Origin of the sequence: Brucella sp. IR068 (genome assembly GCF_049065885.1) — a bacterium.
Lineage (GTDB): Bacteria > Pseudomonadota > Alphaproteobacteria > Rhizobiales > Rhizobiaceae > Brucella > Brucella intermedia.
In genome coordinates this window covers 38246-44245 of record NZ_JBAKHE010000021.1, presented here as the reverse complement: position 1 = coordinate 44245, position 6000 = coordinate 38246, and the positions used below count along the sequence as shown (strand labels likewise).

The window sequence follows — 6000 nt, the reverse complement described above, 5'->3', positions numbered from 1 at the left end:
CAACCCGGATACCAAGACGATGACACATAATGACCAGCATCCATCAGGATTGCAATTGATGGCAGGCCACGTTTCAGAAACTCAACATGATCGTTGGATGCAGCAACATGCGAGACCAGCGTGCCGTTTTCGCCGCGTGTCCGATCCATTATGAAGACCGGGTGCGATATTGCAACACCATCCTCATGACTGGCTTACCACGAATGATGCCTTGAAGACCCATAGACCTCATAAGTCGAGCCACAGTGCAGCGGGCGACATCGAACCCCTCACGCTTCAATTGCCGCCAGACCTTGCGAACGCCATAAACGCAGAAGTTTTGCTCGAAGACACGACGTATCTCGATCTTCAGACTGATATCGTTGCGGGTGCGGACCGACAGCCGGTTGATGTCCAGGCGCTTGGCGACGTTCTCGTATTAGGTTGACGGGGCAATCGGCAATAATCTGCAGATCGGCTCGACCCCAAACACGCTACGGTATTCGTCAATGAATGAAATCATCGTTTGAAGGGGCGGTCGAGCTCCGCCTGGGCAAAATAAGCAGACGCTTTGCGCAATATCTCATTGGCCTGACGAAGCTCGCGATTCTCTCGCTCAAGAGCCTTCATCTTCTCGGCGACATCGCTCGGCAGGCCTGCTCGTTTACCAGTGTTGACCTCGGTCTTCTTCACCCACTCATGCAGGGTGGCTGGCGAACAACCAATCTTGGTAGCGATTGATGAAACGGCAGCCCACCGAGAAGGGTGCTCTGCTTCGTGATCCAGCACCATACGGATGGCACGTTCACGCACTTCAGGTGAAAACTTGTTCGTTGTTTTGCTCATAGTGGCCCCAATCTCTCAGAAGTTGGAGCCTCCGGCAAACCCGGTACGGTTCAGTTTAGATATCTGCGCCGTCAGGAGACCAATGAGGCGATACAAGGATTGGCCAAGAAGGGAATATCAATTCGGCAGATTGTCCGGCAAACCGGTCATAGTCGAAAACTGGTTCGCGATGTCCTGCGTGGTCAACGCCTCGATGTATTCCGAACGAAGCCGAGTTCGCTGGATAACTGGCTGCCATGGCTTAACAACCGTTGGGAAGAAGGGGCGCGAAACGCCTTGGCGCTGTGGCGCGAGATGAAAGCAAAAGGCTTCCCAGGACAGAGCGGTGTTGTCTCGCAATGGGCACAACGTCGACGTTTGGCTGAGAAGGCAGGCCAGAGCGGATTTGCGCGCACGCCATCGTCGCGGGTTATTGCTCGACTGATGACCGCCGCACGCGATGACCTGGCAAAATCCGAGGCTATCCTTGTCGCGGCAATCGAAGTGAACGTTCCGGAGTTGGTTGCTGCCCGCAAGGCCATTGGGGACTTTCAATCTATGATCCGTTCAAAGTCAGCGGCGAAACTTGAAGGCTGGCTTGAAACCGCCAGGGACAGTTTGATTGGGTCCTTTGTAGGCGGCGTTGAAAAGGACCTCGATGCAGTCCGAAATGCTATCGTCTCCCCTTGGTCGAACGGGCAAACAGAAGGCCAAATTACCCGCCTGAAACTGATCAAACGCCAGATGTACGGGCGCGCAAAAATCGACCTTCTGCAAGCACGGCTGATTGGTACATCATAGGGCTTCTACTTCAGCAAATCTGCGTCAGAGCCGAGAATTGACCCGCCTTTTAATTAATGTTCGGGTTTTTATTCACGGTCAAGTTTCGTGTATTCCTTTGCTCGTTTTGGTTCCTGAGCGGAACTGTTTTTGAACCTGAAGCTTTCATTTCCGGTTTCCAGTATGTGGCAGTGATGGGTGAGCCTGTCGAGCAATGCAGTCGTCATTTTGGCGTCTCCAAACACGCTTGCCCATTCACTGAAGCTGAGATTGGTGGTGATTATGACACTCGTGCGCTCGTAAAGTTTGCTGAGCAGGTGGAATAAAAGCGCGCCACCGGATGCACGAATGGTAGATATCCGAGCTCATCAAGAATGATGAGATCAGAATAAATGTAAGCGTGTAGGCGATCCCACGTAGCGCGTTTGTGCTTGGAAGCTCATTTTCTGCATGAATCATGCGGAGAGTCATATGAGCGACAAGGTGAATCAGGTTCGGACATTCGAAGTTTTGACGGCGACGCCGTCGCGACGTTCGCCGCGGCATTGGTCTGATGACGAGAAAGCGCGGCTCGTAGCGGAAGCGTTTTCGCCGGCAGGCACGGTGGCGGAGGTTGCGCGCGCCTATGAACTGGACGTGTCGCAACTTTATGCGTGGCGCAGGAAGGCGCTTTCCAGGGGGGCGATGGCGCCATTGACGGTGCGATTGGGCGGACGAACCATGATGGAAAGCGAGCCGGCGAAGTTCACGCGCTTTGAGGCGAGCGGCGGCGCGACGGTGGAGATCGTGATTGGCGATGTCGTCATGCGGGTACGCGGTGATATCGATCCGGACCAGTTGGCGGGCATTATCGGCGCGGTGCGCAAGGCATGATTGCTTCCGGCGTTGTGGTTTACGTGTCTTGCCAACCGGTCGACTTCCGCAAGGGAGCCGCATCGTTGATGGCGTTGGTGCGGGATGGCGGCCTCGACCCGTTCAATGGCGCGCTTTACGTCTTCCGGTCGAAACGGGCGGACTGTGTCCGCATTGTCTGGTGGGATGGCAGCGGGGTCTGCCTCTACTCGAAAACCCTGGAAGAGAGCAGCTTCTGCTGGCCGGGCATATCGGCGGCGCGGGTGCGTCTCGACCATTCACAACTGATGGCGCTTCTGGCCGGAATGGATTGGAAAAAGATCCGTCCAGCCAAGGTCCGGCGACCGTTGCTGACGGGCTGATACCTGCCTGCGGCAAGATGAATCATGATGGTGTAATGGTTGGGAAAATGGCCGCATTTGTGCTCTATTTCTCCCATGGTTTTGCCTGCTTCCGAATTACCAGATGACGTCAGTGCGCTGAAGGCGGACCTGCCAGCTGTTCCGGTTTCATAAAACCGGAACATAATCATTTCAAACTGGATCATAGCCGCAAGCAGCAAATTATCTGGCGCACAGGATCGTAGCTTTGGATATCGTAGCGTGCTATAGCGTGGTTGCGGGGGTGTGCAACCACCGATGCCGACATTCATTGCAAGTACCTGTTTAGAAACAAGATATCATGGCTCTTTGCCTTTCTCCTTTAGGATCAGCCGCTAGGTTGGTGAAATTTGGGAGGTATTCCAGCACCACGGACGGATAACGATTGGAGAAAAACCATCATAGTTACGAACATTGAGGCGAACTATGATGACAGAGTCTATCAATCTTCAAACGGAAGCAGACTACGAGGCCGCGTCGGCTGAGGCAACCGCTTCCAACGAAGTGATGAAGCGCGACTTCGGCGTTCAAGTCGTTCGCATATCACAAGGCCTTGAACTTTTATGTCAGGTGATTACTTTCGGTGGTACGGCGTGTGCTGCGTGCGCCCAGGGAATGCCCTGACTACGGAGACTGTTTTTAACCGTTTCTGACAGGGAGTTGCCCATGGCTGGCCGCATCCAGAATACTATCCGCAATTTTCTCGACAGCGAATCCGCAGGTGGCCTGCTTCTGATCGCCTCGGCCATCGCCGCCCTGATGGTGGCGAATTCCCCGGTCGCGGATTCCTATTTCCATGTACTGCATTTCCATCTGGGGCCCCTTTCTGTCCAGCACTGGGTCAACGACGCCATGATGGCGGTCTTCTTTCTGATGGTCGGCCTCGAGATCAAGCGTGAAATGGTTGACGGGCATCTTTCGTCATGGCCCCGCCGCATTCTGCCCGGTGCAGCCGCAATGGCCGGGATGGCCGTGCCGGCAGTCATCTATCTCGCCTTCAACCTGAACAGCGGCGCTTCTCACGGATGGGCCATTCCCGCCGCCACCGACATCGCGTTCGCGCTTGGCGTCATATCTCTGCTCGGCCCGCGGGTTCCAACCTCTCTCAAGGTCTTTCTCGCCGCTCTCGCCATTATCGACGACCTCGGTGCAGTGGTCATCATAGGCCTGTTCTACACCACTGGCGTCTCGGCAATTGATCTCGGACTGGCTGCCTTGGTCTTTGCGATTCTTCTCGTCCTTAATCTTACGGGTGTGAAGCGTCTCCTGCCCTATCTGATCCTTGGACTCCTCCTCTGGATCTTCACCTATCGCTCCGGCGTCCACGCAACGATTGCAGGTGTCCTGCTGGCGTTGACGGTGCCGATCAAACGAACACCCGCCGCACCCGAGGCCCATATTTCCGAAAGCCCGCTACACCTCCTCGAACATAGCCTGATCAAACCCGTATCTTTCGTTATCGTTCCGATTTTCGGTTTTGCCAATGCAGGCGTGAACTTTACAGGTCTGGGTATCGATGCAGTCTTTGCTCCGGTGACCATGGGTGTGGCAGCGGGGCTGGCACTTGGTAAGCTCATCGGGATTTTTGGCGCGGTTCTGATTCTTGTAAAGAGCGACATCGTCGATCTGCCTGCCGGTGCAAGCTGGCAGCAGATGTTGGGAACGACACTTCTTTGCGGTATCGGCTTCACGATGAGCCTGTTTATCTCGCTGCTCGCCTTCAACGACGTGCTCCTTCAGGATGAAGCAAAAATAGGAATTCTGATCGGCTCTCTGATCGCCGGCCTGGCTGGCTATATCGTGCTGAGACTATCGAAACGCGCTGACGGGCGTTTTATATCGTGAGGCGCGATTCCGGCAGATTTCCATGTGCCGGAACACCCGACCCTCCTTGCATACTATGTGCGACAGTTGATCCAAGGCAGATCGCGCTCTTCGCTGCTCGAACTGTCCCCAAGAATTATATAGTCAAACCCGCCTGGCGCGGGAGGAAATTATTCTTCCGTCTAACAACGTCCAAAAGCACTTGGGATTTTCTCCGGAATGCTATAGCGTTTTTCTCTCGTTCCAAGGGAGGAAATTTGCGAACGTGGTGAGGGAAATGATCTTCATGAATCTCCCTGCTTCGCAGCAGATTGTCGCGGCACAGCGATATCTATGAAAGGGAGGAGGAAACATGAAATTCCTGGACAAGAAGACGGCCGTTTCTCTGGCGACAGCGCTTGGATTTGTTCTCGGCGCGGCGCAGGCCCGTGCCGAGGAATTCGTCAATATCCTGACCGGCGGCACCAGCGGGGTCTATTATCCACTCGGCGTTGCCATGGAAAAGATCTATTCCGGCATCCCCGACGTACGGCCTTCCGTTCAGGCCACGAAGGCATCGATCGAAAATATCAATCTGATCAACAGCGGCCGTGGTGAAGTCGCCTTCACACTGGGCGATTCCCTGCGCGATGCCTACGAGGGCAATGAAGCCGCCGGTTTCAAGACGAAGCTCACCAAGCTCAGCACGCTGGCGGCTATCTATCCCAATTACGTCCAGATCGTCGCCTCGAAGGAATCGGGCATCAAGACTCTGGCCGACCTGAAGGGCAAGCGCCTTTCCGTCGGCGCGCCGAAGTCCGGCACCGAACTCAATGCGCGCACCATTCTGGAAGCGGCGGGCCTTTCCTACGACGATCTGGGAAAGATCGAATATCTGCCCTTCGCGGAATCGGTCGAACTGATGAAAAACCGCCAGCTTGACGCCACCCTGCAGTCTTCGGGCCTCGGCGTCGCCTCGCTGCGCGATCTCGCCAATTCGGTTGAAATCAATGTCGTTGAGATCCCTTCGGACGTTATCGAGAAGATCGGTGCGCCCTATCAGGTCAACACGATTCCCGCGAACACCTATACTGGGCAGGACAAGGATGTCGTGACCGCCTCGGTCATCAACTATCTGATCGTGCGCCCCGACATGGATGAAGAACTGGTCTACCAGATGACCAAGGGCCTGTTCGAGAATCTCGACCAGCTTGCGGCAGCGCACGCTTCCGCCAAGGCGATCAAGCTCGACAAGAACACCATCGTCTCGCCCGTTCCGGTCCATCCCGGCGCAATGCGCTATTTCAAGGAAAAGGGGATCGAATAGATCGCCGGCAGATCGGCGAGGCCTGCCGCCTCGCCCAATGCTCAGATGCCCGGA

Annotated in this window: 6 protein-coding genes, 2 pseudogenes and 1 other annotated feature; of the genes and pseudogenes, 5 read left to right on the top strand and 3 right to left on the bottom strand. The window is 55.2% G+C overall.

Features of this window, described 5'->3' with window-relative positions:
* Both ACOWVS_RS21875 and ACOWVS_RS21870 read right to left on the bottom strand, forming a co-directional pair.
* Positions 1–149 (bottom strand): FMN-binding negative transcriptional regulator (locus ACOWVS_RS21875; protein ID WP_420973143.1); only part of this gene is annotated, 149 nt, incomplete at its 3' end.
* Between the two features lie 26 nt (positions 150–175).
* Positions 176–825 (bottom strand): annotated as a pseudogene (locus tag ACOWVS_RS21870) (IS3 family transposase); the annotation flags it as partial.
* Positions 428–544: a sequence feature (AL1L pseudoknot), on the bottom strand. It overlaps the preceding pseudogene by 117 nt.
* A 99-nt stretch (positions 826–924) precedes the next feature.
* Between ACOWVS_RS21870 and ACOWVS_RS21865 the strand changes: the two are divergent.
* Complete coding sequence (locus ACOWVS_RS21865) at positions 925–1605, top strand: ISL3 family transposase (RefSeq protein ID WP_006470005.1); 681 nt, start codon at positions 925–927, stop codon at positions 1603–1605.
* Between the two features lie 68 nt (positions 1606–1673).
* Here the strand turns inward: ACOWVS_RS21865 and ACOWVS_RS21860 are convergent.
* Positions 1674–1978: pseudogene (locus ACOWVS_RS21860) on the bottom strand (ATP-binding protein); the annotation flags it as partial.
* A gap of 77 nt (positions 1979–2055) precedes the next feature.
* Between ACOWVS_RS21860 and ACOWVS_RS21855 the strand changes: the two are divergent.
* From ACOWVS_RS21855 to ACOWVS_RS21840, 4 genes are all read left to right on the top strand, one after another.
* Positions 2056–2457 carry a transposase gene (locus ACOWVS_RS21855; RefSeq protein WP_006473258.1) on the top strand — a complete coding sequence of 134 codons (402 nt, stop codon included), beginning with the start codon at positions 2056–2058 and terminating at the stop codon, positions 2455–2457.
* Complete coding sequence (gene tnpB / locus ACOWVS_RS21850; protein ID WP_006470002.1) at positions 2454–2798, top strand: IS66 family insertion sequence element accessory protein TnpB; 345 nt, start codon at positions 2454–2456, stop codon at positions 2796–2798. The genes ACOWVS_RS21855 and tnpB overlap by 4 nt, the downstream gene beginning before the upstream one ends.
* A 684-nt stretch (positions 2799–3482) precedes the next feature.
* Positions 3483–4661: a Na+/H+ antiporter NhaA gene (gene nhaA, locus ACOWVS_RS21845; protein ID WP_039853465.1), complete on the top strand. Its 1179-nt coding sequence runs from the start codon at positions 3483–3485 to the stop codon at positions 4659–4661.
* A 331-nt stretch (positions 4662–4992) separates the two neighbouring features.
* Complete coding sequence (locus ACOWVS_RS21840; RefSeq protein ID WP_006469999.1) at positions 4993–5946, top strand: TAXI family TRAP transporter solute-binding subunit; 954 nt, start codon at positions 4993–4995, stop codon at positions 5944–5946.
* The last annotated feature ends 54 nt before the right edge of the window (positions 5947–6000 follow it).

Bases quoted from the DNA above. Each gene is read 5' to 3' on its own strand.
- ACOWVS_RS21855 (WP_006473258.1), top strand. From the start codon at position 2,056: ATGAGCGACAAGGTGAATCAGGTTCGGACATTCGAAGTTTTGACGGCG.
- tnpB (WP_006470002.1), top strand. From the start codon at position 2,454: ATGATTGCTTCCGGCGTTGTGGTTTACGTGTCTTGCCAACCGGTCGAC.
- nhaA (WP_039853465.1), top strand. From the start codon at position 3,483: ATGGCTGGCCGCATCCAGAATACTATCCGCAATTTTCTCGACAGCGAA.
- ACOWVS_RS21840 (WP_006469999.1), top strand. From the start codon at position 4,993: ATGAAATTCCTGGACAAGAAGACGGCCGTTTCTCTGGCGACAGCGCTT.